This window comes from Janthinobacterium sp. PSRC1-1, from assembly GCF_049897525.1.
GTDB classification, from domain to species: domain Bacteria; phylum Pseudomonadota; class Gammaproteobacteria; order Burkholderiales; family Burkholderiaceae_D; genus Janthinobacterium; species Janthinobacterium tructae.
The window spans coordinates 24,843-50,955 of record NZ_JAFCWK010000011.1 but is presented as its reverse complement, the minus strand read 5'-3'; the positions used below and the strand labels follow the sequence as shown (position 1 = coordinate 50,955).

Genomic DNA, 26,113 nt, shown 5'->3' with positions numbered 1-26,113 from the left:
TGTGCTCGCGCCTGCCGCTTACCGCGGGCGCTGGGAAGCGTGCAAGCCCTGGCGGCTGTCGCGCCGCAGCTGCGCTTGCTTGCGCTGTTCCGGCGTCAGCACGGCCAGCAATTGCTGCTCCAGCCGCGCCTGCAGCAAGCTGATTGTCGCCATGGCGTGCGCCGCCGTGTTGGCCAGCGCACCGGCCTTCGCATCGTCGTAGGCGCTCGATGCAGCCAGCTCGCGCAGCTGCGCATGGGCCTTGAAGGCGATCTTTTCCTGTTCCCGCAGCAAGGGCGCCTGGGCGTAGGTGGCGGCGAAAACCTTGTCCTGCTGCGCCTCGCTCAACTCGATACCGTGCAGGAACGGCGGCAAGCCTGGCGCGCCAGGGCCGCCGGGACCATGGACGACGCCGGGCGGCGGCCCTTCCATGGCACGCGCTAGCGGGCCGTCCGGTGCGGATGCTTGCTGGGCCAGCGCCAGCAGCGGCATGCTGCAGGCGGACAGCAGCAACAGGGAGACGGCGATACTCAGGTGTTTCATCGGGTTTTCCTTTCGTGGCGATCAGCCCTGATTGTCGGCGTCTGGCATGTAAAGCAACGTTAGGGCCGCGTAAAAGCATGTAAAAGAAGCTGCGCAAATGTAAGCAGACGCATGTAAAAGCGGGTAAAAGGGCCCTGAACCACCCCTGCTGACTGCTATCATCGGGCGATATTCACCCGAAAAAAGCACAGGCATGAGCAAGGTTTTGTTAATCGATGACGACGTGGAACTGGTCGGCATGTTCCAGGAATACCTGACGCAGGAAGGTTTTGACGCCCGCGCCGTGCATGACGGCGAAAGCGGCGCGGCCGAGGCACTGACGGGCCTGTACGCCATCGCCGTCCTCGACGTCATGATGCCGCGCATGAATGGCCTGGAAACCCTGCGCCGCATCCGCGCCGGCAGCAACCTGCCCATCCTGATGCTGACGGCGCGCGGCGACGATACGGACCGCATCGTCGGCCTGGAGCTGGGCGCCGACGATTACGTGACCAAGCCGTGCACGCCGCGCGAACTGACGGCGCGCATCCGCGCCATCCTGCGCCGTTCGCAAGCGGCGCCGCACGACAGCTCGGGCCTGGCACCGCTGGCTGTTGGACAACTGACGATGTGGCCGGAACAGCGCCGCGTTGCCTGGGCCGGCGCGCACCTGGAGCTGACGAGCACGGAATTCAATCTGCTGGAAGTGCTGGTGCGCCATGCGGGCAAGCCCGTGAGCAAGAATCAATTGTCGGAACTGGGCCTGGGCCGGCCCATGGCCCGCTTCGACCGCAATATCGACGTGCACTTGAGCAGCCTGCGCCGCAAGCTGGGCAGCCTGGCCGACGGCCGTTCCTGCCTGCAGACCGTCTACCGTCTCGGCTACCAGCTGATCAAGGAGTAAGCGTGGGCCGTCTGTTCTGGAAGTTTTTTCTGTGCATCATGCTGGCGCAAGTGACGGCCACCATCGGCATCGGCGGTACCTTCTGGCTGAAAAACCGGGCGGCGCAGCAGGAGCGGGCCCTCGGCATCGATACCAGTCCGCCGGCGCAAATGATCATCGAGGCGGCCAGCGCCACCGTGGAAGCGGGCGGCAGCCAGGCCTTGCGGCAATTCCTGGGCAAGCTCGAACGCATGCGCGTATTCGCCGTCGATGCCCAAGGGAAAGAACTGATGGGCCGCACGGTGCATCCCGCCATGCTGGCCAAGGCGCGCGCGCTGCTGGCGCAAGGCTCGCCCCATGCCGTGGTGCGCGAGGTCATCGGCCGCGACGGCGTGCGCTACCTGCTGTTCCTGCCCTCGTCCGAACGTTTCCGCAATGCCGAAGCGGGCGCGGCGCGCGACACGCTCAACGCTGTCACCATGAGCGGCCCGCGCGGCATGGCAGCCGGTCCACGGCCCAACGCAGCGGGCGCCCCGCCGCCACGCGGCGACTTCGGCCGCGGCATGCCACCGGGCCCGCGCATGGACAGCCCCTACCGCACCTTCATTCCGCTGGCCGCCGCCATCGCCGCCAGCCTGCTGTTCTCCTTCTTGCTGGCCTGGTATTTTGCGCGTCCCATCCGCGACCTGCGGCAAGCATTCGAGGCTGCCTCGCATGGCGACCTGGCGCCGCGTTTTCACGCCAGCGGCAAGCGCGGCGATGAATTGACGGACCTGGGCCGCGATTTCGACCGCATGACGGGCCGTTTGCGCAGCCTCATGGAGAGCCAGACGCGCTTGCTGCACGATGTGTCGCACGAACTGCGCTCGCCGCTGGCGCGCTTGCAAGCGGCCATCGGTCTGGCGCACCAGCAGCCGGACAAGATGGACGCCTCGCTGCAGCGCATCGAACGCGAAAGCGAACGCATGGATAAGCTGATCGGCGAGCTGCTGACCCTGTCGCGGCTGGAAGCGGGCGCCGGCTCGCCCCTCAGCGAAGACGTCGGCATCGCCGACCTGTTGCACGACATGATGGAAGATGCCCGCTACGAGGCGAAGGCGCGCCAGGTCGGCATCACCCTGGCGGGCGACGCGGCCATTGCCGACGCCGCTGTCACGGGCCGGCCGGAACTGCTGGCGCGCGCCGTGGAAAACGTGGTGCGCAATGCCATCAAGCACAGCCCCGACGGCGGCACGGTGGAAGTGAATTTGTCGCGCCGGCATGACGGCAAGCAGGATCTGCTGCGCATTGCCGTGCTGGACCGCGGCCCCGGCGTGGCCAGCGCCGACCTGGCCCGCATTTTTGAACCGTTCTTCCGCGCCAGCCATACCCAGCACAGCACGGACGGCCATGGCCTGGGCCTGGCCATCGCCCAGCACGTCATCAGCGCCCATGGCGGCCGCATAGCGGCCAGCTTGCGCAGTGGTGGCGGGCTGTGCGTGGAAATGCTGTTGCCCGTCAAAACGCCAGGCTGACCTGTCGGCGAGCCTGGCGTATTGACGCGCGGATGTGCTGCTACGCCTGCGTATCGATGATGCTGCCCAGGGTCGACGAGCTTGACTTGGCCGGACTCGTCGCCGTATCGGCGCTGCTGGCCGTCTGAGAAGCTTGCTGCGCCTGCGCCGCTGCCGCCTGTAACTGGGCAATTTGCGCCTGCAAGGCCTGGATTTGCTGTGCCAGCTGCTGTTGCAGCTTTTGCGACGCCTCCGTCTGCTCGCCCTTTTGCGATTCCGTCAATTCTTTTTGCGCCGCCGTGATCTGCTTTTGCAGCGCCGCGATCTGCGAACTGCTGCCCGAACTGGCGCTACCGGCCGCGCCGACTGCGCTGCCTGAACCGATTGCCGCTACCATACTGCCTCCTCGATGTGTCAATACCAAGGTTAACGGCAGGCAGGGGCGCGGATGTAGGGCCGCGGGTGTAAAGGCAGGTAAAGACGGCCGCCGGCACGCACTCTTGCTCCTCGGCACAAAAAACTGGCACACTGGCAGCTCCCCAGACGTACCTTGATCGGATCGCCATGCCCTTGCTGCCCGCCCTGCCCGACCTCGTGCTCCGCCAGCGCTGCGGCGTGATCGAGTTTCCCGTCCACCACATGCGTGGCGGCACGTCGACGGGCCTGGTTCTGCATGCGGCCAGCGTGCCGGCGGACCTGGCACTGCGCGAGGAATTGCTGCGCCACCTGATGGGCACGCCCCAGTCCCGCCCGTTGCCAGGCAACCGGCAGATCACGGGCCTGGGACGCGGCGCACCCACCAGCAACAAAGTCTTCCTCGCCGAGGTGGAACGGCATGCGGGCCAGCCGCGCCTGGTCAGCACCCTGGCGCAGCTGGCTGGCGAGCATGCGCATATCGACTGGAGCGTGAACTGCGGCAATATGTCGTCGGCCTTGCAACTGTGGGGCCTGGACAGCGGCGTGATCGAGGCCCTGGCGATCGGCGCGCACGATATCGATATCCGCAACACCAACACGGGCGTCATCACCACCTCGCGCATGGCGCGCGAACTCGATGGCAGCTTTACGGCGAGCAGCATTCCCGGCGTACCCGGCAGCTTCCCCCGCGTCGACCTGTTCCTGCAGCAGCCAGCAGGCGCCAAGACAGGCAAATTACTACCAACAGGAAATGTACAAGACCAGGTGCACGGCTATGACGTCTCGTGCGTGGACGTGGCCGTGCCCATGGTCATCGCGCTGGCGAGCCAGTTCGGCAAGACGGCGCAGGAACCGGTACGGGAACTGGAGGCGGACACGGCTTTCATGCAGGCCATCCGCCAGGTGTGGAGCGCGGCGGGACTGTTGATGGGCTTGCGGCGGCGCGATGGCGCATTGATGACACTGGAAGAACTGGAACGCAGCGAAACCATCCCCAAGTTCTGCATCGTGGGCGCGGCGGCGCGAGAGGGACATATTGCGGTACGCTACTTCACGCCGCAAGCGGGCCACGCCTCGCTGGCCGTCTCGGGCGGCTGCTGCCTGGCGGCGGCATGCTTGATAGAAGGAACGGTGGCGCATGGCCTGGCGCATGGCTTGCCGCCCGTCGGGCTGGCAGACAGGGATATCGAGGTCGGCATCGAAAACCCGGCCGGCATCCTGGACACCACCATCGTGGCGCGTCAAGATCCGGTGGGACACATCGCCATCCACGGTGCGGCGTACCGGCGCAGCGCGCAAATCCTGCTGCGCGGCCATGTGCCGCTATACCAGGCTTCCGCCGCGCTGAAAGCCTGGCTGCTGAGCCAGATTTAAAACAAGGCCAGGGGCGGCGCCTCGCCCCGGCAATCCATCAGGTCTTCGGCAAGGTCACGCCAACCTGGCCCTGGTACTTGCCGCCGCGGTCCTTGTACGAGGTTTCGCACACTTCATCGGACTCGAAGAACAGCACTTGCGCCACGCCTTCGTTGGCGTAGATTTTCGCCGGCAACGGTGTCGTATTCGAAAATTCCAGGGTCACGAAACCTTCCCATTCCGGTTCGAACGGGGTGACGTTGACGATGATGCCGCAGCGCGCGTAGGTGCTCTTGCCCAGGCAAATCGTCAATACGTTGCGGGGAATGCGGAAATACTCGACCGTACGGGCCAGCGCGAACGAGTTCGGCGGGATGATGCAATAGCCCTTGCCCGACACATCGACGAAGTTGTTCGCATCAAAATCCTTCGGGTCGACGATGGTGGTGTTGATGTTGGTAAACAGCTTGAACTCGTCGGCGCAGCGGATGTCATAGCCATAGCTGGAGGTGCCATAGGAAACGATGCGGTTGCCGTCGCGTTCCTTGACCTGGCCCGGTTCGAACGGCTCGATCATGCCCGTTGATTCGGCCATGCGGCGTATCCATTTATCGCTTTTAATCGTCATCGCAGGGGTATCTTTCTAGAATATCGGAATGGCGGGGGCCGCACGCCTGCTGCAGGCACGGCCCGAATGGCAGGATTTTACGCGAAAATCCGCCACTGTTGGCCCTTGCAAGATGAAAATCGTTGGTCTCAGGCTACTGTTTCGCCAGCAAGGAAGTGATCATCTCGCGCACGACTTGCGCCGTCAGTTCAGGGTTTTCCATGGGAAACAGATGGCCGCCCGGCACCTGGCGGAAAAACTTGCCGACCAGCTTGCGCGTGGCCTTCAAGCCCGCCTGGCGGCATTCCACCGATTCCGTGCCGCCGATAAAGCCGATGGGCACCTGTAAACCATCCTTGACGAGGCCGCCGATATGGTGCGGCAGGCTGCGGTAGACATCCGTTTCCACTTCGCGCGTAAAGCGCAGCTGCACCCCGTCCGGATGGGGAACCAGGCCGCTGTCGATGTAGTCGCGCAACACCTGCGGCGCCCAGATGGCGAACATGTCCTTGGCGGCAAAGTGGGCATACGCGGCTTGCGCATCGGGCCACTGCTTGCGCCGCCGGGCGGAAAAGCGCGACGGCGAAAACCGCTCGCCCAGCGCCGTGTTGCGCGCCAGGCGCACCAGCAAGGCGCGCCAGCCCGCCACCACGGGCGAATCGAGCAAGACCACGCAGCGCACCAGGTCGGGCCGCTGCTTGGCCACCATCACGCTGAGCATGCCGCCCAGCGAATGGCCGACGAGGATCACGGGCGCGCTGTAGCGGCGCTCCAGGTCATCGATATACTCGCGCACCAGCTCGGGCCAGCCCGTGCTGACGGGATATGCCGGGTCGTGCGCATGCATGTCGAGCGCCTGCACGCTGTAGTGCTGGCCCAGCAGGCCGAACAGCTTGCGGTAGGTGCCGGCGGGATAGCTGTTGGCGTGGGCAAAGTGCAGTTGCGGGAGTGTCATCGTGGGATGGTGCCGGTGAATGCGATAGGCAATTGTAATGGCATGCCGGCAAGACGTATCAGAGGAAGACCTCTAATTTCTGAGGCAGCAGCGGGGGCGCCGGCGCCATGCCGGGCACGAACGAGGCCAGCACCGCGCCCAGCTCGGCGCTCGATTCCACTACGCAAAAAGCATCGTCAAACGCATGCTCGCGGTTCATGTGATTGCGCACAATGATGCATTCCAGCCCGGCTGCCCTGGCGGCGCGCAAGCCGCGCGGCGAATCTTCCACCGCCACGCATTGGGCCGCAGCCAGGCCCAGGCGCTGCAAGCCCATCTGGTAGCCATCGGGGGCCGGCTTGCTTTCGCCATACATTTCACGCGTCAGCACGAAATCGAAGTGGCGCAACATGCCCGTGGCCGCATGGCTGATCTGGAAATGCTGTGCGTAGGCGCTGGTGACCACGCCCATGGCCACGTGCGGGCGCAGCGCCGCCAGTACTTGCGCGATGCCGGGCATGGCCAGCTGGCGCGCCTGGCGCAAGCGTTGCGCAAACAGCACGGTGCGCTCGGCGCGCAGGCGCTCGACCAGCTCGATCGCGTGGCCCTGCCCCAGCAGCACATGCCAGGCGCCGTAGTTATTGTCCAGGAACCAGTCAAAGAATTGCTTGGGCGTCAGGTCTATGCCGTAGGGCAAGAGCAAATCGCGGTTGCTTTCGTAAAATAGCTGCTCGGTGTTAACCAGCACGCCATCGTTGTCCCATAGCACACCCTGGATGGTTTTCATGACTAGGCTAGGCTCAAAACTTACTTGAAGAAGATGTCGTACGACAATTTCACGATCAGCAGCACCAGCAGCACGAGGAAGAGGATGCGCACGAAGGCGGCGCCGCGGCGCACCGCGATCCAGGTACCCGTCAGCGCACCCAGGATATTGCACACGGCCATCGGTGCGGCCACCGCGTACACCACGTGGCCGGCGGGAATGAAAAAGGCCAGCGCGGCCACGTTGGTGCCGATATTCACCAGTTTCGAGCAGGCCGAGGCGAGGATGAAATCGAAGCCGAAGACGCGGATGAACAGGAAAATCAAAAAGCTGCCCGTGCCCGGCCCGAACAGGCCGTCATAAAAGCCGATGGCGCCGCCGATGACGATGGCCAGGATGCGTTCACGCGGGCCGATCGGGCGCGCTTCGCGCGTCGTGCCGAAATCCTTCTTGATGAAGGTGTAGATGGCCATGATAATGATCAACACCAGCACCATCGGGCGCACCACCTGCTGCGGCACATACGATACGGCGGCCGCGCCGAGGAAGGACATGACAAAGGCGCTGGCCACGGCGGGCAGCACCAGCAGCCAGGGAATGTTGACCTTGCCGACGAACGAGCGGGCGGCAAACGTGGTGCCGCAGGCCGATGCCAGTTTATTCGTGCCCAGCAAGGAGGTCGAGGCCATGTTCGGCATCAGGTTGAACAGGGCCGGCAGCTGTATCAGCCCGCCCCCGCCCACGGCGGCATCGATCAGGCCGGCAAAGAAGGCAAATAAACACAGCAGTGAGATGGTCAGCATGATAGGCAATGAGGAATGGGCGACAGCGGCAGTATAGGCGCCGTGGATTTTTCCGGATGCAACTTCAAATTGCGGAAAACGCAATCAGGCGTAACGCTTGACGGAATTCGCCCCATGCGGTCTACTGGCCTCTTTTGCCGGGAGCCACGCGATGTCGATGAAACTGATGTGGGAGATCCGCGCCTTCTGCACCGTGGTCGAAAAGCGCAGCTTCATCCACGCGGCGCGCATGCTGGGACGCTCGCCGTCGGCCGTCACGCGCGCCATCCAGTTCCTCGAAGACGCCATCGGCGCCGAACTGATCCTGCGCACGCAAAAGCAGTTCACCCTGACGACAGCCGGCGAGACGTATTACGCGTCGGCCAAGCACTTGCTGGAAACGCAGGCCGAGGCGGAAGACCAATTGGCCGAGTTGAGCAACTCGCCGCAAGGCTGGGTGCGCCTCTCGGCGCCGGAAATCCTGTCGCTGGGTTTCTTGCCGAAGGTGGTGGCGCAGTTTTCGCGCGACTACCCGAATGTGTCGGTGGACATCCATTTCTCCGATAAATCGATCGACCCCATCCAGGAAAAGCTCGATTTCGCCATCCGCGGCGCCTTCCCTCAGTCTAGCGAGCTGATCGGCTATCCCCTGTGGAATTACCGCCGCTACATGTACGCCTCGCCCGGCTACATAGAACGCATGGGCGCGCCCGATGAACCGGAAGAGCTGGCCGGCCACGACATCATCATGCACTCGGCCCCGCGCATCCTGCGCGACTGGCATTTTGTCTCCACCGAACGCAACGTGCGCTACCAGGTGCAACCGCGCTTCCGCTTCACTTCCGGCATCGCCACTTTCCAGGCGGCCCTGGAAGGCGCCGGCATCGTGCGCCTGGCCAGCTGGCTGGCCGAACCGGCCGTGGCCGCCGGCAATTTACGCAGGGTCTGCACGGCGTACCGGCTGACGTCGTCAAAGGAGCTCGATCCCAGCATCCATGCCGTGTATGGCACGTCGAGGATGGCCAAGGGGGCGCGGCTGTTTCTGGAATATGTCCGGCAGCGGGGGCTGGAGATACCGGATGAACGAGAATGTTAGCGTCTATTTGGCGGCGATGGCATCGCTATACACGGCAAACTGTGCGCCATCAAAGAGAAAGGCGGCCACCTCGCGCATGCCCAGCCGTTCATGCGCGCGAAGCGAAGCAATATTGTCGCGCCGAATGAACAGCACGGCCTCCGCACCGCCATGCCGCTCCCGCATGGCGGAGTACAGCAGCGCCAGCAAGCCCTGCCCCCGTTCCGAGTCCGCAATGCAGACGGGACCGTACACATAGGCGTTGTCTCTTCCCGCATACGCGGCCAGCATGGCCAATACCACGGGCGCCTGCACGGTGGCTGTCGCCGCGCTGAACAGCACGCCAACGACAGGCCCGTCCGCCGCGCGCCGCGACACGATGACGGGCGATTGTCCAGCCGCCATGGCGGCCACCTTGTCGCGCGAAAACTCTCCCGTCAGGCTGCCTCCCTGCGAGGGGGAATTGGCTTGCAGCAAAGCCGTGATGGCGTCAATGTCGGCGGCTTGGGCCGGACTGATCAGATAATGGGTGCTTCGATGTAACAATCAACGCTCCTCGACTGGGTTCTTCCGTTGAGATGCTGGCTGAAGCGAATATGAAAACAGCTAGTGTGCAACTGCACAAGCCGCCACCTTGCTGGCCTTGGCGGCATCCGCCACCTGCACGGCACTTCGCTTGACATCTCCCCACAGGTAAAAGATAAGAAAAATGCCCACCAGTGGAAAAATAAAGTGCAGGATCTCATATTTTTTTTGCGGCGCAGCATAGTCTTCGCCAGCGCCGCTGTTCTTTCGCCATAGTCCCACCGCGCCGTAGCGACACAAATAAATAACGGCGTTCATCGTCACTGCGAGTATCCACACTATCAAAATAACAAGGAGGCTGCCTAACCATTGCCTGACATTCGGTAGAAACCTCTTCGTCAACACTTCAGAAAAGACGAGCGACAATAACATCCCGGTGGTAATTGACACTGTATGCGAGATGCCATGTATGACAGGCACCAGCACTTTCTGCCTAAGAAAATGCCCCCACTCGGCAGTCAACAACATGGTGCATGCCACCAGAAATAGGACCAGATTGAACAAGGGCGCTGGGATATCCTGGTAATGCACGATAAATTTGCACTGCAGCGACTTGGCCATGTCATTGACAGGCTGATCACTCGTAAATTGCAATCCAAATAAGATCAAGCCAGTAAACAAGCCACTCGCAATGCCAATACCCGTATGCCGCATCGCCTGCGCCAACGCTGGCGAAACCTCGTCCACATGACGCAACCATTGATCCCACCGAATCGAACGCAGGCGCCGATAACCAGCGTCGGCTTTCGCCAGCAAGCGCTCGAAGGGATTGCATTCATCGCACATAGTAAATCTCCTGTTCGGCATCCGGTGAGGCGCATTACCTTATCGCCCATGCCAATAACGCGGCCGGCTAGCCCGATACTGCATCACATCAATATTGCCCCCAAACTCCATCACCACCGCCCCTTCCACATCCGTGCGCAGCCGCGCAATACCCATCTCGCCATAGCGCGCATACACCTGCGCCTTCGGATGTTTATAGCGATTCCTGTGTCCGACCTGGAAAATCGCCAGGGCCGGATGGACGGCGTTCAAAAACGCCGGCGTCGATGACGTGCCGCTGCCGTGGTGCGGCGCCAGCAGCACGTCGGCCGCCAAGTCACCGTCCACCGAGCGCGCCAGCAGTTGCGCTTCCTGTGCCGCTTCGATGTCGCCGGCCAGCAAGATCGCATGCTTGCCCGCCGTGATTTTCACGGTGCAGCTGCGGGCGTTCGGCGTCAGGCTGATGTCCGCGTGGCTGGCGGGCAGCGGGTGCAGCATGGCGAAGTGCACGCCTTCCCAGGTCCAGCGTTGACCGGCAACGCAATGCAGATACGGACGCCGGGCTTGCCGCCGCGCCTCGACGGCCGGGTGGCCATCGAACAGCGACGAAGCCAGCCAGCCCACCTGCACGTTTTCCAGCAGGGATACGGCGCCACCCGCGTGATCGAGGTCGCTGTGGGAAATGATCACGCCGTCGAGTTTGGCGATGCCGCGCGCGCGCAAGTAAGGCACGATGACCCGGCTGGCGCCATCGGAGTCGAGGCTGTAGGCGGGTCCCGTGTCGTACAGCAAGCGGTGTCCATGGGTTTCCACCAGCACGGCCATGCCTTGTCCCACGTCAAAGGCAGTGACCCACATCTGGCCAGGTGGCGGGCTGGACGGCAAGGCCGTCAGCAGCGGCAGCCAGCCCAGCATGCCCGCCCAGCGATGCGGCCAGCCGCGTGGCGCCAGCAGCCATGCCGTGCCAAACAATGCCCAGCAAAAACTCCAGATTGGCGGCGCGGGCGCCGTCCACACGGCAAAACGGCGCGCACCCAGCCAGTCCAGTACCTGCGCCAGCATCTGCACGATGGCGTGTGCCAGCAGCAATAGCCAGTCGCACAAAGGCGCCGGCAGCAGGCTGCCGGCCAGCGACAAGGGCGTGACGAGCAGGCTGATGACGGGAATGGCCAGCGCATTGGCCACGGGGCTGACCAATGACACTTGCGAAAACAGCAGCATCGTCAACGGTACCAGCCCCACCGTCACCACATACTGCGTATGCGCGCCCAGCGCCACGGCCGCGCGCAAGCGGCGCCAGCGGCCGGCGCTCTGCGGCAAGGACGCCGTGGTGCGGCCCGCCGTCGCGTACAGCATGGTGGCGACGGCGCCGAACGACAGCCAGAAACCAGGCCACAGCACGGCCCAAGGATCGAGCAGCACGACCACGCCCAGCGCCAGACACAGGATATGGCCGATGCTGGTGATGCGCCCCAGCCACAGGGCCAGCGCCACCACCAGCAACATATATAAAGTGCGCTGCGCGGGCACGCCAAAACCGGCCAGCAGCACATACACAAATGCCGCCAGCGCGCCGGCCAGGGCCGCCACTTTTTGCGCCGGCAGCAGCAACGGCAGTTGCCGCTCCGTGAAAAACGAGCGCCGCCACAGCGCACCTGCGCCCAAGGCGAACAGGCCCGCGATCATCGTAATGTGCAAGCCAGAAATCGAAATCAGGTGACTGACGCCCGTGCGGTTGAACACTTGCCAGTCCGACTGGGGAATGGCGCGCTGGTCGCCCACCACCAGCGCCACGATCACGCCCGCATACTGCTTGCCTTCCAGACTGCGCAGGATGCGCGCGCGCAACGCCGCGCGGCTCGCTTCGACCACATTGCCGAAGCCGGGCACGAAGGCGGCCTGGCGCACGTTCGGCGTATCGGCGCGCGGCTGCGGCCGCACATAGCCCGTGGCGCGCACGCCCTGCTCCAGCAGCCATGCCTCGTAGTCAAAGCCCATGGGATTCGCGTTGCCATGTGGACGCTGCAGCCGCACCGTCAAACGCCAGCGCTCGCCCGGCTGCACGTCGCCCACCTCGTTCGTCACGGCATCACGGAAACCCGCGTACCAGGACAGGGCGATCAAAGGCGGCACCTTGGCGCCCACCGCCTTCTCCACGGCAAAATTGAAGCGCACGCCCTGCTCGAAACGGTACGGCAGGCTGGCCACCGTGCCCGTGACGGTAATGTCCTGGCCTTCATCGGCCAGCGCCAGTTGCGGCGCCATGGCGGCCTGGGCCAGCCAGGCGGCCCAGAAGAAGCCCAAGGCGGCGCCATAGCACAAGCCGGCGACGCCACCCAAGGCCCACCGCTGCAGGTACATCAACAACGCATACGCCAGCGCGACAACCAACATGCACAACAGTACCCTACCTGCAGCGGCGGGTAGTTCCGCCTGCATTTGCAGCAGGACCGCACCGATTGCAAAACCAAGGATGCCCATGCGCATGATGCGGCCTTGCGTTCAAATACTGACAGGAAGAAGTGGGCGCTGCCTGTGAAAGAATAGACTTTCCACCCATTGCCCAGGAACAGAAACTCACTTGTTTGATATCCATCAATCTCAAGCGATTTACTCTGACAATCAGCCTCAATTTTATTGCATGCAGGAGTCTTCCGCGTACGATGATCGATGCCGTCCCTTACCATTTACAAGGAAAATCACCATGTACGAAAGCCACTATACGCATCACTTTTTCCGTCTGTGGGGTGCCAGGGAAGGGGCCGATGGCCTCCGTCCGGACACTGTGTTGCTGGGCAATAGCCAGAATGACTTCGATGCCAAACTCGGTGATCTAGCGGGAAAGGTCGGGCTTCGCTACTTTCTGGTGGAATTCAAGCTCGAGCGCGCCGGCATCGCGCAGGAAGCAAGCGTGACCGGCAAACCGCACCGGCACGCGCTGTATCAGCATCTGCGCAATGACAGCAGCTGTCAGCAAATGGCCAACGTGGGCCATTTCGCCGCCTATCCTGAAGATGCCGTGCTGGCATTTGAACCTTACGCGCATGCCGTCGCGCCCCGGCAGTCACGCAAGGACATCGTCGACGGCATCCTGCTCCAGGACAGGACCTGGCATGCGCTGGATTATTCCCGCAGCCCCATCTCCTTCGATGCTTTCTACGATTTACTGAATGCGCAAGACGATACCCCCAGCCAGATGCACCCTGACTACTACGGCGACGGCATCGGCCTGCCGCGGAAAAAGTTCGAAGAGTATATCGCCTGCATGTACCAGCACCTGGAGCATGTCGTGGACGACGACGGCGCCATGCTCCTGGGCGTGACACACCCCGGCAATGGCACCTTCATTTACTTCCGGGGCACCGTGCCACAGCTCATCGCCAGGTTGCACTCGGCATTCAACACCCTGGGCGCGAACACTCCACCGCGCGCCGCGCCTCCCGCCCAACCACGCGGCACGCCTTGATCGCCACTTTTTCATCGTCCTCCATGTCTTCCTTGCGACCCGACCGTGCGACGCCACGGCTTGGCCGCAAGGCGCCACAGTCAGCGCAATTGCCACGCGGTATAATCGGCCTCGCTTACTTCAACACCCAGGCACGACATGACTTCCTCCGCACTTCCTCCCGACACTTCCAGCGACATTTCCGACAGCACCGAAGACAATAACGACGCCACCCTGGTCGCGGAACTGGGGGAGCTGGCCGAGCATATCCGCCTCGTCAAGATGGAAGGCCGCGTCTTCGTGCGCTTTTCCGGCACGGTCAAGGCAGGCCATCTGGTGGTGCCGTATGCGCTGGTGCCAGCGCAGGGCGTGCTGGCGCGGCCGGCCAAGTGGCGCAAGATGGACCGCGAGGCCAAGCTGGCCCTGGTGCGCGAACGGGCCAGCGCGGCCGTCTTCGAGGAACTGCGTCAGCATGTGATCGATTTCGTCGCCGATATCGCGGGCCTGAGCGAAGACGTGGACACGGACCCGATGGTTTTCCTGCACACCTTGGCCGACATGCAGACGTCGGAGCCGGCCGGCATGGTCTTCGACCGCATCCGCCAGCGTTTTAATCACGCCATCGAACGCCAGCAGGAAGAGCAGCACGCGGCGCGCACGCGCCAGAGCATCAACCTGGCCGAGTATCCGGCCTCGTTCGAGATGGCGCGCCGCCTGCCGCGCCGCTTCATCGCCCTGCTCGGGCCCACCAACTCCGGCAAGACGCACCGCGCGATGGAAGCGCTGGTCAAAGCAAAGAGCGGCATCTACCTGGCGCCCTTGCGCTTGCTGGCCCTGGAAAACTACGAACGCCTGCAGGAAGCCGCACCGCACGGAAAACCCTTGGCCGTGAGCCTGATCACGGGCGAGGAACGCCGCGTGGTCGACGGCGCCACGCACGTGGCCAGCACGGTGGAAATGCTGGATACGAAAACCGTCGTCGAGGTGGCCGTCATCGATGAAATCCAGATGCTGGCCGACCCGGACCGGGGCGCCGCGTGGACGGCGGCCGTCTGCGGCGCACCGGCCCACACCGTGTACCTGGTGGGCGCGCCCGAAGCGCGGCGCGCCATCGAGGCGCTGGCCGAACGCCTGGACTGCCCGCTGGAAGTGCATGTACTCAAACGCATGGCGCCCCTGTCGATGGAAGCGAGCGCCGTGCGCAAGGTGCGCAACCTGCGCCGCGGCGACGCCGTCATCGCCTTTTCGCGCCGCGAAGTGCTGATGTGGCGCGACATGATCACGGAAACGGGGCTGTCCGTGGCCACCGTCTACGGCAATCTGTCGCCCGAAGTGCGGCGCGCGCAGGCGCAGCGCTTCCGCGACGGCACGGCCGACATCGTCGTCGGCACGGATGCGCTGGCGATGGGCCTGAACATGCCGATCGCGCGCATCGTGATGACCACCTGCGTCAAATACAATGGCCGCGAAGAGGAAGAGATTTCGGCCGCACTGGCGCGCCAGATCGCCGGGCGCGCTGGCCGCTATGGCGTGCATGAAGAGGGCCTGGTGGCCGGCTACGACAACGAGACGCATGAAGTGATGCGCGCCCTGCTCAAGGAAAAGCTGCACCCGCTGAACACCAGCGGCTTTGCCGTGGCGCCCTCGCTGGAGCATTTGCACCGCATTTCGTCGGTGACGGGCGAACTGTCGCTGTCAAAGCTGCTGCGCCGCTTCATCCACAACATCGACGTACCGGACGGCTTCTTCTTCCCGCGCATCACCGAAGACCAGAAGGAGCGCGCCGTCTGGCTCGACACCCTGCCCCTGTCCGTGGCCGACAAGTTCACGCTGTCGCTGGTGCCGATATCGAGCAAAGTGCCGTCCTTGCAAACGGCGTGGGAACACTGGGCTAAGAATCTGTCGCAGGGAAAAACCAGCACCTTGCGCCAGCATGCCTATGGCGGCGGCACGCAGAATCTGCAGCAGGTGGAAGACACTTGCCGCTACTACTCGGCGTATGCGTGGCTCAGCTACCGCCTGCCCGAGTTCTTCCCCGATATCGCCGTGGCGCAAAACCTGTCGCGCGACGCGTCGGAACGGGTCGACTCCATCCTGCGCGCGCACAATGCCGCTTCGCGCGGACGCGCCAGCAAGAAGTTCAAATAGGGGTCAACGGAGTGGCCAGAACGTCAAGCAATATGCGTTACGGCTTTGGCGCCGCATAATGCAGTTTCAGCACCAGCCCATTATGGTCGTCGGCCATGTAGATATCGCCATCCTGCCCCTGTTTCACGTCGACGGGCGCACCCCTGCCCTGTTTGCCCTTGCGCTCCCAGTTGCTGATCAACTCGACGGACTTGCCCAGCGGCGCGCCGGCCTTGTCGGGCAGCAGCGCCACCAGGCGGTGGCCGTTGGCACGGTAGCCGTGGTAGCCGATGATCAGGCTGTTCTTGTACAGTTCGGGGAAACGGCTGGCCGTGTAGAACGTCATGCCCAGCGGCGCGGCATGGCCGGGCAGCAGGCGCTGCGGCGCCGCGTATCGGGCGGCGCAAGCCATCTTCGGATATTCGGGACTGGCGACGTTGTCGTCGTAGCAGTACGGCCAGCCGTAATGCCGGTCGGCCTTGATCAGGTTCAGTTCTTCGTGCGGCAGGTTCTCGTCGCTTTTCAACTGCGGCATGGCGGCCTGGATGGCGTCGCGCGAATTCTCCGCCTGCCACAGCTCGCCCGTGACCGGGTGAAAAGCCAGCGCCATCGAGTTACGCAAGCCGCGCGCATGCGTGCGCCAGCCCGTCACCGTGCCGGCCGGCCAGGCCATCGTGTATTCGCGGATGGCGCCCAGCGCTTCCGGTCCCTCCGCCGAGGCGCATGGTTTGCCCGCATCGGGCGCCTTGCCATCGTTCTCGCAATGGTCGGTGCTCGAGCCCACGTTCACATACAGGTCGCCCTTGGGGCTGAAACGCATGGTCGTCAGCAGGTGCAAGCCGAGGCCTGGCAGGCGCGGCGTCTTTGCCTTGCCGCCAATGATGTCGGTGGTTGCGCGGGCGGGATCGCGCAGGTCGAAGCGGAAGATGCGTCCCACCTCGCCCACGTAGACCATGCCGTCCGGTCCCTGCACGATGCCGTTCGGGCGATCCAGCTTGTCGAGCAACAGCTTGCGCTCGTAACCGGCACCAGCTCCCTTGCGCTGCAGCAGCCATAATTTACCCTGCTTCGGCGCCCATCCCGCCATGTCCGTGACGAGGATATCGCCATTCGTCAGCGGCAGCACGCCACGGGGAAATTTCAGGCCGTCGGCCAGCACGGCCACGCAAAAGCCGGCTGGCGTGGCGACATCGAGGCGCGGCATGCCGTCGCACTGGGCGTTTGGCGCCGCCATGGCGGGCGCCAACACGGTGGACAGGCAGGCCGCCAGGGCGCCGGCGATGATCTTCTTGTTCATGAGGGTGTTTCCATCAAGGGTAATCGGGGCAGCACGGCACGCGCATTGGCGCTGGTGGCAGCGGCCACCTGCGCGATATCGAGGCCGCGCAATTGGGCCAGCACGGCGCCGATGCGTGGCAATTCTTCGGGACTGTTGCGGCCCGGATGGACCCAGCTGGGGGAAATGTCGGGCGCGTCCGTCTCCAGCACGATGGCCTGCAAAGGCAGGTCCGTGGCCATGCGGCGTATCTGCAGCGCGCGGGTAAACGTCATGGCGCCGCCGAAACCGAGCTTGAAACCGAGGTCGATATAGCCCTGCGCCTGCTGGAAGCTGCCATTGAACGCATGCGCGATGCCGCCGTTCGGGCGGATCTGGCGCGCGTGCTTGAGGACGATGTCCTGCGAGCGGCGCACGTGGGTCAGCACGGGCAGGTCGAAGTCGCGGGCGATTCTCAGCTGCTCGCGCAAAAAATGCTCCTGCCTGGCGCGCATGGCCGGTTCGCACAGCATGGGGAGGAAGAAATCGAGGCCGATCTCGCCGATGGCGACGAAATTCGGGTCGGCCATGGCGGCTTGCACGGCTTCGCGCAGAGCGATCAGATCGTCCTCGGTGGCGTGCGGCACGTAGATCGGGTGGATGCCGAGCGCATAGCAGGCGTTGGGCGCCGCTGCCGCCAGCTCGCGCACGATGCTGAAATTGGCCCGTTCGACGGCGGGAATGACGATCATGCCCACACCCTGCTGCTGCGCGCGCGCCGCCACCTGCAGCGATTCGCTGCCGAATTCATGCGCGTCGAGGTGGCAGTGCGTGTCGATCCACAGCATGGCGGCTCCTTAATATTGGTACGGCTGCAGCCCTTCGTCCGTCAGGCGCAGCACGCGGTCGCAGCGCTTGGCCAGTTCGATATCGTGCGTGACGATGACGAAGGCCGTGCCCAGGGTGCGCGACAGTTCCAGCATCAGGTCGAAAATCTGTTCGGCCGTGGCGTGATCGAGGTTGCCCGTCGGTTCATCGGCCAGCACGCAGGCCGGCTGCGTGACGAGGGCACGGGCCAGGGCCACGCGCTGCCGTTCGCCACCCGACAACTCGCCCGGCGTGTGCGTGACGCGCTTGGCCAGGTTCACGCGCGTGAGAATCTGCTGCGCCAGCTCGGTAGCGGGCGCGCGCTTCATGCGCCGTATCATCAGCGGCATGGCGACGTTGTCGAGCGCGGAAAACTCGGGCAGCAAGTGGTGGAACTGGTAGACAAAGCCCAGCGAGGCGTTGCGCAAGTCGCCGCGCGCCTTTTCGCTGAGGGTGGCGAAATCCTTGCCCAGCAGGGTCACCTTGCCGCTGGTGGGCGTATCGAGGCCGCCCAGCAGGTGCAGCAGGGTCGACTTGCCGGAGCCGGAAGCGCCGACGATGGCGACCCGCTCGCCACGGTGGACATCGATGTCGATGCCGGCCAGCACCTGTACCTTGTAGCTGCCCTGTGTAAAAGTCTTGCCCAGGCCACGGCAGGACAGGACGGCGGAATCGGCGGAAGCGCCGTTGGAAGCAGGTTTGTTCAGATCGGTCATGGTCGTCGTCAGTGGTTTATTCATAGCGCAGGGCTTCCGCAGGTTTGACGCGGGCAGCCCACCAGCTTGGGTACAGGGTCGCCAAAAAGGCGAGGATCACGGCCAGCACGCCGATCTTGGTGACGTCGGGCCAGCGCAGGTCGGACGGCACGGTGCTGATGAAGTAAATGTCCTTGGAGAGGAACTGCACGCCCAGCAAATGCTCGATGAAGGGCACGATGACGTCGATATTCATCGCCACCAGCACGCCGCCGCCCACGCCCAACATCGTGCCCAGGATGCCCACCAGCGCGCCCTGGATCATGAAAATCTTCATGATGGAGCGGGGCGAAGCGCCGAGCGTGCGCAAAATCGCGATATCGGCCTGCTTGTCCGTCACCGTCATCACCAGGGTCGACACGAGGTTGAAGGCGGCAACGGCGATGATCAGGGTCAAAATGATGAACATCATGCGCTTTTCCGTCTGCACGGCGGCGAACCAGTTCGCGTTCAGCTTGGACCAGTCGCGCAGCCACAGGTCGCCCGGCATGGATTTTTTCAATTCCGCCGCCACTTGCGGCGCCTGGTTCATGTCGGCCAGGCGCAAACGCAGGCCGGACGGGCCGTCGATGCGCAGCAAACGCTGGCCGTCTTCGATGTTGATGAAGGCAAGCCCGGCGTCGAATTCATTGTGGCCCGCCTGGAAGATGCCGCTGACGGTAAAGCTGCGCATGCGCGGCAGCACGCCGGCCGGCGTGACCTGGCCCTGCGCCAGCATCAACGTCACTTTTTCACCGAGGTTGACGCGCAAGGCGCGCGCCAGCTCGATGCCCAGCACGATATTGAAGGTGCCCGGCTGCAGCGCCTTGAAGCTGCCCATGCGCGTCTGGCCGGCCACGTCGGAGACGTTCGGCTCTTCCTCGGGCAGCACGCCGCGCACGATGGCGGGGCGCAGCGCATCGTCGCGCAGCAGCATGCCCTGCGTTTCCACGAACGGCGCGGCGCCTTTCACGGCCGGATTTTTAAAGGCCTGCGCCGCTTCGGCGCGCCAGTCCGGCATGCTGCCGCTGTTGTCGAACACTTCCACGTGGGCCAGCACGGACAGCATGCGGTCCGTCACTTCCTTCTGGAAGCCGTTCATCACCGACAGCACGACGATCAGCGCCGCCACGCCCAGGCCGATGCCGGCCATGGAAATGAGCGAGATGAAGGAGATAAAACTGTTGCGGCCACTGCGCTTGCCGGCCCGCGTGTAGCGCAGGCCGACCAGCCATTCGAAGGGAATATTTTTTAACATGCTCATTGATTCGTTAATTCTCTGGGGTCCGACCCGCCGGGTCTGACCCCAGCAGTTTGTTGATCAGCCAATTACTCATAGCGCAGCGCCTCGGCCGGCTTGACTCTGGCGGCGCGCCAGCTCGGGTAAATCGTCGCCACCAGCGCCAGGCCAAAGGCGATCAGGCCGATCTGCGCCACGTCCAGCCAGTGCACGTCGGACGGCACGGCGCTGATCTGGTAGATCTCCTTGGAGATGAAGTGCAGGCCAAAGATGCCTTCGATGAAGGGCACGATGACGCCCACGTTCAGCGCCAGCACGACGCCGCCGATCACGCCCAGCGCACTGCCCAGCAAGCCCACCAGCGCGCCCTGGATCATGAAAATCTTCATGATGGAAAACGGCGAGGCGCCCAGCGTGCGCAAAATCGCGATGTCGGCCTGCTTGTCGGTGACCGACATCACCAGGGTCGAGACGAGGTTGAACGCGGCCACGGCGATGATCATGCTCAGGATGATGAACATCATGTTCTTCTGGCTTTGCACCAGCGCATACCAGCTGGCACTGGCGCGCGACCAGTCGCGCATCCACAGCTGGCCCGGCATCGACGCCTTGAGTTCGCGCGCCACCTGCGGCGCCTGGTTCATGTCGTGCAGACGCAGACGCAGGCCGGACGGGCCGTCGAGCTGCAGCAGCTGCTGCGCATCCTGCATGTTGACGAAGGCCAGGCTGCCATCGAGCTCGTTGTGACCGGCCTCGAAGATGCCGGCGACTTTCAGCGCGCGCATGCGCGGCATGACGATGCCCGTGGCCGGATCGCCCGCCCTTGGCTCGCGTTCCAGCATCAGGGTGACGTTCTGCCCCACTTTCACATCGAGCGCCTTGGCCAGGTCGATGCCCAGCACGATGTTGTACGAGCCTGGCGTGAGATCCTTGAAACTGCCCTGCTTCATCTGACTCGCCACGCTGGAGACGGTCGTTTCCTGCTGCGGCAGCACGCCGCGCACGATGGACGGACGCATGGTTTCGTCGTTGAGCAGCATGCCCTGCGTTTCCACGAACGGCGACACTGCCTTGACTTGCGGGTTGGCGTAGGCGGCGCGCTCCTGCGCCTGCCAGTTCGGCATGGAACCGCTGGTGTCGAACACCTCGACGTGGGCCAGCACCGACATCAAACGGTCGGTGACTTCCTTCTGGAAGCCGTTCATGACGGAGAGGACGACGATCAGGGCGGCCACGCCCAGGCCGATGCCGGCCACGGAAATGAGGGAAATGAAGGAAATGAAGCTGTTGCGGCCACTGCGCTTCCCGGCGCGCGTATAGCGCACGCCGACCTGCCACTCGAAGGGAAATTGTTTGATGATGCTCATGCGCTCCCGCGACAACGATAATATGCGAGCGCGCAGTGTGCCACACAATGGGCTTTTTATGCATGAAACTATGTGTGCAGCGCCGCACGCCCGCAGCAATGTTCCTATTGCGCCAGGCCGAACACCTGCAACAGCTGCCCGGACAGAGCGTACTGACGCATCTGCGCCAGGGTCAAACGGTGCAGCTGGTCGATGCGCCGCTGCTGTATCGTGAAGTAGCTGTCGCGCGTCTGGATGATCTGCTGCAGGTTGCGCCGGCCCGCCTCGTACTGGATGGTCCCGCCGCGCACGACAAAGGCCATCTTCTTTTCCTGCTCTTCCAGCAAGGCCAGGGTGCGCTGCGCATTGGCGATACGGGGCAGCATGCTGGCCAGGTCGGCGCGCGTGCCCTGCTCGGCGCGGACCACGTCCGCGTCGGCCGCCTGGGCGCGGCTGATGCTCTCGTCGCGCTGCGCCAGGCTGCCGCCGCCCAGCGGAAACTCCCAGCTCACGCCCACCGACCAGCCGCGCTGCTGGATGGTCGATGGCGGCGGCGTGGTCTTGTTATTCAACAGATGGCTGACATCGAGGTCCACTTTCGGCGCCAGGGTGGCCGCCACGCTGCGCACGCGCAGCCGGGCGGCGGCGGCGCGTTCGCGCGCGGCGCGCAATTGCGCCTGCTGCGTGTCGGCGTTTTCCAGGGCCTGCGCCGGCAGCGGCGCAAACGTGAAGTCGGCAAACTGCGCCACCGGCTCGAAAGCGAGCGCTTCAAGCTTGATCTGCGCGGCCAGACGGTCCGTCAGCAAACCGTCGTGTACCAGTTCCGCATCGAGCTGCGAGCTTTGCGCCAGCTCGCGGTCCACTTCCGATGCCTTGCCCAGCTCCGCCTGGCGCATCACCTGCTGCACCAGCTGCGTCACGTCGCGCAGCCGCTCCTGCGATTGCAGCAGGCTGCGTTCCAGGCGCTGCATGTCGAAATAGGCTTCGGCCAGCTTTTCCGCGCTGTCCGCGCGTGCCCGCTGCACGTCGAAGGCGGCACCCGCCACCTCGCGCCCGGCGGCATCCATTTCGGCGCCGTCGGCGCCGCCGTTGTACACATTCCAGCGCAGGCTGGCCTCCACCTGGTGCGTGCGCCGCTGCACGTCCAGCGTCCCATCGAGATCGTTGCTGCGCCCGCGCGTGGCCTGCAGCGCCGCATTCGGAAACAGGCGCGAACGGGCCTGCTTGTAGCGCGCCTCGGTGGTGGCCAGCGCCGCCTGCGCCGCGATCACTTGCGGATCGCGCGGCACGGCGCGCGCCAGCAAGGCCGGCAAGCCGCGCATGGACTGCGCCTGGAACGTGGCCGGCGGCGCGGATTGCGCCGCCGCGTTCGCGCAGGCGAATGCCATGCAGAATAAAAAGGCACGCATCAACGCTCCTGCAGGGAAGACTGCAAGCCGCGCAGCACGGGCTTGAACACATATTGCATCACCGAGCGGCGTCCCGTCAGGATGCCAACGTCGACCGGCATGCCGGGCGTGACCGGCAGCACCTTGCCATGCGCCGTCAACTGGCGGCGGTCGGTGCTGAGCTGCACCTCGAAATACGGCTCGTTGCGTTCGTCGGGGATGGCGTCGGCGCCCACGCGCACCACCTGCGCCTGCATGCGGCCGTAGGTGGTGGCGTCATACGCCAGCACATTGGCCGAGGCGCTCTGCCCCACATGGATAAAGCCGATGTCGGACGGTTTCACGCGCACGGAGATGAGCACCTCGGAGTCGGCCGGCACGATTTCCAGAATGGGCTTGCCGGGCTGCGCCACACCGCCGACGGTGGCCACCAGCACGCGGTTGACGACGCCGTCGACGGGCGCCGTGATGTCGCGCCGGCTCACTTGATCCTGCTGGCCCTTGACCGTGCTGGCCAGCGCGGCCGCCTTGGTTTCGTATTCGCTGCGCTGCGCACCCCACTGGCCGCGCATGCGCGCTTCGACTTCGCCGGCCTGCGCCTGCGCTTCGGCCAGGGTGGCCAGCAAACGCGGCACGGAGCTGCGCAGGCCGTCGAGTTCCGTGCGCTGCTGCTGCACGCGCTGCTGCGCGTTCAGGTAGTCACCGCGCGACCCGGCGCCCTCTTTGAACAGGCGCTCCTCGATCGCCAGGCTTTCCATGCCGATCTTGAGGCCCGTCTCGAGCTGGGCGATGCGGCCGTGCGCCTCGGCCAGCTCGCCGCGCCGGCGCGTCACGCCTTCGCGCGCGGCCGCCGTGGCAGACGCGAACTCGCGCTGGCCGTCGCGCCACAACTGCGTTTCCTTGGCGATCAGTTCAGGCGCTTCTTGCTGCCATGCCGGCTCGAAGCGGGGCGTGCCGCCCGTCAGCAGCGCGTCCAGGCGCGCCCTGCCCGCCAGCGCGGCCAGGCGGTTCTGCACGCTGGCGCCCAGGTTGGCTTCGTACTGGGCCGTGTCCAGGCGCAGCAGCAAATCGCCGCGATGCACCTGCTGGCCGGGCTGCACCAGCATCTCGCGCACGATGCCGCCTTCCAGGCTTTGCACTTCCTGCAGATGCGATGGCGGCGTGATGGCGCCGCGGCCATTCACGGACACGTCGAGCTGGGCGAACGTGGCCCAGGCCAAGGTCAGCACCACCAGCACGGCGATCAGCGCCAGCATGCGGATGACGAGGCGCCGCGGCTCGCGTTCCGGGTCCGGGTGCGCCTGCGGCAAGGGACGCGCATGCAGGGCGCTCATGCCGGCGCTCCCGTGTTGGCTGCAACGGCGGCGGCGGGCTTGGCGCCCTGTCCGTTCAAGACGCGCAGCACCTCGTCGCGCGGGCCGTCGGCCACGACGCGGCCACGGTCGAAGACGATCAGCCGGTCCACCAGCGCCAGCATGGCCATGCGGTGCGTGACGAGCACGATGGTGGTGTCTTGCAAGGTGCGCAGGCGCGCGATCAGGCGCTGTTCCGTGGCCGGATCAAACATGCTGCTCGGTTCATCGAGCAGCAGGATGGGCGGCTTGACCAGCAGCGCGCGCGCCATGGCCACGGCTTGCCGCTGGCCGCCCGACAGGCGCTCGCCCCGCTCGCCCACTTCCGTCGCCACGCCGTTGGGCAGCTGGGTGATGATGTCGTCCAGGCAAGCCAGGCGGATGGCGTCGAGCAGCTTGGCGTCATCGGGCCCGCTGCGGCCCAATTCGATGTTTTCGCGCAGCGTGCCATGGAACAGGGTCACGTCCTGCGGCACATAGCCGATCTGGCGGCGCAGGCTCAATGGTTCGAGCTGGGTGCTGGCCAGGTCGTCGAACAGCACGCTGCCGCTTTGCGGACCGTACTGGTTGAGCAGCAGGCGCAGCAAGGTGCTCTTGCCGGAACCGAGCTTGCCGATCACGCCCACTCTTTCGCCGGCGCGGATATGCAGGTTGAGTTTATCGAGCAGCGGCGGCGAGTGCGGATACGCAAACCCCACGTCGCGAAATTCGATGCGTCCGGACAGGGGCGGCGCCTGCAGGCTGGCCGCATCGTCGTCGGTGGGCGCTTCCATGATTTTATTGAGTGCGTGATACGACAGCTTGGTCTGCTCCCAGCGCATGATCAGGCCCGCGATCTGGCTCACGGGCGCCAGCGCGCGGCCCGTCAGCATGCTCACGGCGATGATCTGGCCCAAGGTCAGCAGGCGCTCGCCCATCAGCAAGGCGCCGACGGCCACCACGGCCGTGCCGGACAGGGCCAGCACGGCCGTGTTGATGTAATTGACGCGGCTGACGATTTCGCGCGTCTCGACGCTGTTGGCGGCGATGGCCACGGTCAGGCTTTCCCATTTGCGGCGGCTCCACGCCTCGGCGCCCAGCGCCTTGATGGTGTCGAGGCCATTCATGGTTTCAAACAGGTGCGCCGTGCGCTGCCCGCTTTCCTGCATCGAGGCGGCCACATGGCGCGCCAGCGCCGCGCGCGAGGCAAAGGCGACCAGCAGCAGGATCGGAATGGCGGCCAGCGGCACGAGCACCAGCCAGCCGCCGACCAAGGCAATGACCAGCAGGAACAGCAGCAAAAACGGCAAGTCGCCCAGGGTGGTCAGGGTGGTCGAGGCGAAGAATTCGCGCACCGATTCGAAATCGCGCACGGTATTGGCCAGCGTGCCGCCCGAGGCGGGCCGGCTGGCCGCGCGCAGGCGCAGGCACTGGGCGAAGATGCTCGACGAGAGGGCCACGTCCATGCGCCGCGACGCCGTTTCCACCAGTTCGCCGCGCAGCAAGCGCATGGCCAGTTCAAAACCGGTCAGTCCCACCACGGCGATCGTCAGCACCCACAGGCTGGCCGTGGCATTGTTCGGGATCACGCGGTCATACACGGCCATCGCGTAAAACGGCACCAGCGCGCTGATGATATTGAGCACCAGAGTGCCCAGCAAGGCCCAGCGAAAGACCCAGCGGTTGCGGTTGAAGACATCCCAGAACCAGCGCCCCGCCGCCGGCATGCTGTAGAGCAGACTGCGCTGATCGAAGAACATCACCGGACGCACGGCCACCCAGCGCCCGGCGGGCACTTCCTGCGCCAGCATGGCCGCATCCAGCCAGGAACTGCCTTCGATGCCGGGCACATGGCATTCATACTTGCCGTCGGCGATCGCCAGCACCACCAGCGCCTGTCCCGCGCCATTCAACAGCAGGGCCGGCATTTCCGTGGGGCGGCGCGGCTTACCCACCGGCAGCGGCGTGCCGGCCAGGCTGCCATGGGCCAGCGCCTGGTCGAGGAAGTCGGCGGCGGCCGGGTCGCCATGCGCGAGCACGCTGGCGCGCAGGCGTTCGGCCTGCACGGCAACGCCGAAAAAGCGCGCCAGGAAGACGATGGCATCGGCGATGGCATCGGTGGACCTGCCGGCGGAAGCGGTGGAAGTGTCGGGGGCTGGGGTCATGATGGGTTCACAATAAAACGCTGCGGCGCGCCGGTCGGGCGCGCCGCAGCGGGA

General features: G+C 64.7%; 23 protein-coding genes. 6 read left to right on the top strand and 17 right to left on the bottom strand.

What is annotated here, in order from left to right; genetic code table 11:
- Positions 1–18 precede the first annotated feature (18 nt).
- Positions 19–522: a Spy/CpxP family protein refolding chaperone gene (locus tag ACP7DW_RS21535; protein ID WP_426056676.1), complete on the bottom strand. Its 504-nt coding sequence runs from the start codon at positions 520–522 to the stop codon at positions 19–21.
- 193 nt (positions 523–715) lie between these two features.
- On the opposite strand from ACP7DW_RS21535, the gene ACP7DW_RS21530 reads away from it, so the two are divergent.
- Both ACP7DW_RS21530 and ACP7DW_RS21525 read left to right on the top strand, forming a co-directional pair.
- Positions 716–1,405, top strand: a complete 690-nt coding sequence (locus tag ACP7DW_RS21530) for a response regulator transcription factor (protein WP_071076833.1) — start codon at positions 716–718, stop codon at positions 1,403–1,405.
- Between the two features lie 2 nt (positions 1,406–1,407).
- Positions 1,408–2,898, top strand: a complete 1,491-nt coding sequence (locus tag ACP7DW_RS21525; RefSeq protein WP_426056678.1) for a HAMP domain-containing sensor histidine kinase — start codon at positions 1,408–1,410, stop codon at positions 2,896–2,898.
- Positions 2,899–2,938: 40 nt separating this feature from the next.
- On the opposite strand, the gene ACP7DW_RS21520 is transcribed toward ACP7DW_RS21525, so the two are convergent.
- Entirely contained in the window at positions 2,939–3,274 is a 336-nt protein-coding gene (locus ACP7DW_RS21520; protein ID WP_426056680.1) for a FlxA-like family protein, read from the bottom strand.
- A gap of 167 nt (positions 3,275–3,441) precedes the next feature.
- Between ACP7DW_RS21520 and ACP7DW_RS21515 the strand changes: the two genes are divergently transcribed.
- Entirely contained in the window at positions 3,442–4,668 is a 1,227-nt protein-coding gene (locus tag ACP7DW_RS21515) for a PrpF domain-containing protein (RefSeq protein WP_426056682.1), read from the top strand.
- A 37-nt stretch (positions 4,669–4,705) separates the two neighbouring features.
- On the opposite strand, the gene dcd is transcribed toward ACP7DW_RS21515, so the two are convergent.
- The 4 genes from dcd to ACP7DW_RS21495 all read right to left on the bottom strand — a co-directional run bounded on the left by dcd (position 4,706) and on the right by ACP7DW_RS21495 (position 7,757).
- Positions 4,706–5,275, bottom strand: coding sequence for a dCTP deaminase (dcd, locus tag ACP7DW_RS21510; protein WP_071076830.1), 570 nt, complete (start codon positions 5,273–5,275; stop codon positions 4,706–4,708).
- Between the two features lie 133 nt (positions 5,276–5,408).
- Positions 5,409–6,209, bottom strand: coding sequence for an alpha/beta fold hydrolase (locus ACP7DW_RS21505; protein ID WP_071076829.1), 801 nt, complete (start codon positions 6,207–6,209; stop codon positions 5,409–5,411).
- 58 nt (positions 6,210–6,267) lie between these two features.
- Complete coding sequence (locus ACP7DW_RS21500; RefSeq protein WP_426056685.1) at positions 6,268–6,975, bottom strand: HAD family hydrolase; 708 nt, start codon at positions 6,973–6,975, stop codon at positions 6,268–6,270.
- Positions 6,976–6,995: 20 nt separating this feature from the next.
- Complete coding sequence (locus ACP7DW_RS21495) at positions 6,996–7,757, bottom strand: sulfite exporter TauE/SafE family protein (protein ID WP_426056687.1); 762 nt, start codon at positions 7,755–7,757, stop codon at positions 6,996–6,998.
- 151 nt (positions 7,758–7,908) lie between these two features.
- Between ACP7DW_RS21495 and ACP7DW_RS21490 the strand changes: the two genes are divergently transcribed.
- Positions 7,909–8,832: a LysR family transcriptional regulator gene (locus tag ACP7DW_RS21490; protein WP_426056689.1), complete on the top strand. Its 924-nt coding sequence runs from the start codon at positions 7,909–7,911 to the stop codon at positions 8,830–8,832.
- Positions 8,833–8,835: 3 nt separating this feature from the next.
- Here the strand turns inward: ACP7DW_RS21490 and ACP7DW_RS21485 are convergent, their stop codons facing one another.
- The 3 genes from ACP7DW_RS21485 to ACP7DW_RS21475 are packed head-to-tail and all read right to left on the bottom strand — an operon-like array spanning position 8,836 to position 12,648.
- Positions 8,836–9,357: a GNAT family N-acetyltransferase gene (locus tag ACP7DW_RS21485; protein WP_426056691.1), complete on the bottom strand. Its 522-nt coding sequence runs from the start codon at positions 9,355–9,357 to the stop codon at positions 8,836–8,838.
- A gap of 60 nt (positions 9,358–9,417) precedes the next feature.
- Positions 9,418–10,182: a hypothetical protein gene (locus ACP7DW_RS21480; RefSeq protein ID WP_426056693.1), complete on the bottom strand. Its 765-nt coding sequence runs from the start codon at positions 10,180–10,182 to the stop codon at positions 9,418–9,420.
- A gap of 39 nt (positions 10,183–10,221) precedes the next feature.
- Positions 10,222–12,648, bottom strand: a complete 2,427-nt coding sequence (locus ACP7DW_RS21475; RefSeq protein WP_426056695.1) for a DNA internalization-related competence protein ComEC/Rec2 — start codon at positions 12,646–12,648, stop codon at positions 10,222–10,224.
- A gap of 217 nt (positions 12,649–12,865) precedes the next feature.
- Here ACP7DW_RS21475 and ACP7DW_RS21470 point away from each other — a divergent pair, with 217 nt between their 5' ends.
- Complete coding sequence (locus ACP7DW_RS21470; protein WP_426056697.1) at positions 12,866–13,627, top strand: hypothetical protein; 762 nt, start codon at positions 12,866–12,868, stop codon at positions 13,625–13,627.
- A gap of 138 nt (positions 13,628–13,765) precedes the next feature.
- Complete coding sequence (locus tag ACP7DW_RS21465) at positions 13,766–15,754, top strand: helicase-related protein (RefSeq protein ID WP_426056699.1); 1,989 nt, start codon at positions 13,766–13,768, stop codon at positions 15,752–15,754.
- Positions 15,755–15,791: 37 nt separating this feature from the next.
- Here ACP7DW_RS21465 and ACP7DW_RS21460 read toward each other — a convergent pair whose 3' ends face one another.
- From ACP7DW_RS21460 to ACP7DW_RS21425, 8 genes are all read right to left on the bottom strand, one after another.
- Positions 15,792–17,030, bottom strand: a complete 1,239-nt coding sequence (locus ACP7DW_RS21460) for a PQQ-dependent sugar dehydrogenase (RefSeq protein WP_426056701.1) — start codon at positions 17,028–17,030, stop codon at positions 15,792–15,794.
- On the bottom strand, positions 17,027–17,833 hold the full coding sequence (locus tag ACP7DW_RS21455) for a TatD family hydrolase (RefSeq protein WP_426056738.1): 807 nt from the start codon (positions 17,831–17,833) through the stop codon (positions 17,027–17,029). The genes ACP7DW_RS21460 and ACP7DW_RS21455 overlap by 4 nt, the downstream gene beginning before the upstream one ends.
- Positions 17,834–17,845: 12 nt before the next feature.
- On the bottom strand, positions 17,846–18,571 hold the full coding sequence (lolD, locus tag ACP7DW_RS21450; protein ID WP_035819561.1) for a lipoprotein-releasing ABC transporter ATP-binding protein LolD: 726 nt from the start codon (positions 18,569–18,571) through the stop codon (positions 17,846–17,848).
- 16 nt (positions 18,572–18,587) lie between these two features.
- Positions 18,588–19,853, bottom strand: a complete 1,266-nt coding sequence (locus tag ACP7DW_RS21445; protein WP_426056703.1) for a lipoprotein-releasing ABC transporter permease subunit — start codon at positions 19,851–19,853, stop codon at positions 18,588–18,590.
- Between the two features lie 65 nt (positions 19,854–19,918).
- On the bottom strand, positions 19,919–21,196 hold the full coding sequence (locus ACP7DW_RS21440; RefSeq protein ID WP_426056705.1) for a lipoprotein-releasing ABC transporter permease subunit: 1,278 nt from the start codon (positions 21,194–21,196) through the stop codon (positions 19,919–19,921).
- A gap of 104 nt (positions 21,197–21,300) precedes the next feature.
- Positions 21,301–22,584: a TolC family protein gene (locus tag ACP7DW_RS21435; protein WP_426056707.1), complete on the bottom strand. Its 1,284-nt coding sequence runs from the start codon at positions 22,582–22,584 to the stop codon at positions 21,301–21,303.
- On the bottom strand, positions 22,584–23,897 hold the full coding sequence (locus tag ACP7DW_RS21430) for an HlyD family type I secretion periplasmic adaptor subunit (protein ID WP_426056709.1): 1,314 nt from the start codon (positions 23,895–23,897) through the stop codon (positions 22,584–22,586). Before ACP7DW_RS21430 ends, ACP7DW_RS21435 begins: the two co-directional genes overlap by 1 nt.
- Positions 23,894–26,059 carry a type I secretion system permease/ATPase gene (locus ACP7DW_RS21425; protein WP_426056711.1) on the bottom strand — a complete coding sequence of 722 codons (2,166 nt, stop codon included), beginning with the start codon at positions 26,057–26,059 and terminating at the stop codon, positions 23,894–23,896. The genes ACP7DW_RS21430 and ACP7DW_RS21425 overlap by 4 nt, the downstream gene beginning before the upstream one ends.
- Between the last annotated feature and the right edge of the window lie 54 nt (positions 26,060–26,113).

What these genes read in the sequence shown, in the direction of transcription:
- ACP7DW_RS21535 (WP_426056676.1), bottom strand. Translation starts at nt 522, where the DNA reads ATGAAACACCTGAGTATCGCCGTCTCCCTGTTGCTGCTGTCCGCCTGC.
- ACP7DW_RS21530 (WP_071076833.1), top strand. Translation starts at nt 716, where the DNA reads ATGAGCAAGGTTTTGTTAATCGATGACGACGTGGAACTGGTCGGCATG.
- ACP7DW_RS21520 (WP_426056680.1), bottom strand. Translation starts at nt 3,274, where the DNA reads ATGGTAGCGGCAATCGGTTCAGGCAGCGCAGTCGGCGCGGCCGGTAGC.
- ACP7DW_RS21515 (WP_426056682.1), top strand. Translation starts at nt 3,442, where the DNA reads ATGCCCTTGCTGCCCGCCCTGCCCGACCTCGTGCTCCGCCAGCGCTGC.
- dcd (WP_071076830.1), bottom strand. Translation starts at nt 5,275, where the DNA reads ATGACGATTAAAAGCGATAAATGGATACGCCGCATGGCCGAATCAACG.
- ACP7DW_RS21505 (WP_071076829.1), bottom strand. Translation starts at nt 6,209, where the DNA reads ATGACACTCCCGCAACTGCACTTTGCCCACGCCAACAGCTATCCCGCC.
- ACP7DW_RS21500 (WP_426056685.1), bottom strand. Translation starts at nt 6,975, where the DNA reads ATGAAAACCATCCAGGGTGTGCTATGGGACAACGATGGCGTGCTGGTT.
- ACP7DW_RS21495 (WP_426056687.1), bottom strand. Translation starts at nt 7,757, where the DNA reads ATGCTGACCATCTCACTGCTGTGTTTATTTGCCTTCTTTGCCGGCCTG.
- ACP7DW_RS21490 (WP_426056689.1), top strand. Translation starts at nt 7,909, where the DNA reads ATGTCGATGAAACTGATGTGGGAGATCCGCGCCTTCTGCACCGTGGTC.
- ACP7DW_RS21480 (WP_426056693.1), bottom strand. Translation starts at nt 10,182, where the DNA reads ATGTGCGATGAATGCAATCCCTTCGAGCGCTTGCTGGCGAAAGCCGAC.
- ACP7DW_RS21475 (WP_426056695.1), bottom strand. Translation starts at nt 12,648, where the DNA reads ATGCGCATGGGCATCCTTGGTTTTGCAATCGGTGCGGTCCTGCTGCAA.
- ACP7DW_RS21470 (WP_426056697.1), top strand. Translation starts at nt 12,866, where the DNA reads ATGTACGAAAGCCACTATACGCATCACTTTTTCCGTCTGTGGGGTGCC.
- ACP7DW_RS21465 (WP_426056699.1), top strand. Translation starts at nt 13,766, where the DNA reads ATGACTTCCTCCGCACTTCCTCCCGACACTTCCAGCGACATTTCCGAC.
- ACP7DW_RS21460 (WP_426056701.1), bottom strand. Translation starts at nt 17,030, where the DNA reads ATGAACAAGAAGATCATCGCCGGCGCCCTGGCGGCCTGCCTGTCCACC.
- lolD (WP_035819561.1), bottom strand. Translation starts at nt 18,571, where the DNA reads ATGACCGATCTGAACAAACCTGCTTCCAACGGCGCTTCCGCCGATTCC.
- ACP7DW_RS21445 (WP_426056703.1), bottom strand. Translation starts at nt 19,853, where the DNA reads ATGAGCATGTTAAAAAATATTCCCTTCGAATGGCTGGTCGGCCTGCGC.
- ACP7DW_RS21440 (WP_426056705.1), bottom strand. Translation starts at nt 21,196, where the DNA reads ATGAGCATCATCAAACAATTTCCCTTCGAGTGGCAGGTCGGCGTGCGC.
- ACP7DW_RS21435 (WP_426056707.1), bottom strand. Translation starts at nt 22,584, where the DNA reads ATGCGTGCCTTTTTATTCTGCATGGCATTCGCCTGCGCGAACGCGGCG.
- ACP7DW_RS21430 (WP_426056709.1), bottom strand. Translation starts at nt 23,897, where the DNA reads ATGAGCGCCCTGCATGCGCGTCCCTTGCCGCAGGCGCACCCGGACCCG.
- ACP7DW_RS21425 (WP_426056711.1), bottom strand. Translation starts at nt 26,059, where the DNA reads ATGACCCCAGCCCCCGACACTTCCACCGCTTCCGCCGGCAGGTCCACC.